General features: G+C 42.1%; 1 rRNA gene. It reads right to left on the reverse strand.

Annotated features, from left to right (window positions below):
- A 16S ribosomal RNA gene (locus K0625_RS24390) occupies nt 1-113 on the reverse strand; the annotation flags it as partial.
- Nucleotides 114-349 lie beyond the last annotated feature (236 nt).

The raw sequence follows: 349 nt of genomic DNA on the forward strand, positions 1-349 counted from the left end.
CGTCCGCCGCTCGACAGCGAAAGTAGCAAGCTACTCTCCTGTTTCCGCTCGACTTGCATGTGTTAGGCCTGCCGCCAGCGTTCAATCTGAGCCATGATCAAACTCTTCAATTAAAGTTTTTTTGTTCAACTCGGTTAAGAGTAAAACGGCTCAACGAATTATACTGTTTTTCACTAACTCTAAAGTTAATGAAGCTACATATTACTATGTGTCACTCAGTGGTTCATTGAGAAAATTTTTGACTACCTCGTGAGAAGTAGTTTCGAATAACTCAACACCTGTGAGTGCCCACACAGATTACTTGATAAATTGTTAAAGAGCGTTGCACTTAATCGTGCTGCCGTTGACG

Origin of the sequence: Shewanella nanhaiensis (assembly GCF_019457885.1) — a bacterium.
Classification (GTDB): Bacteria; Pseudomonadota; Gammaproteobacteria; order Enterobacterales; family Shewanellaceae; genus Shewanella; species Shewanella nanhaiensis.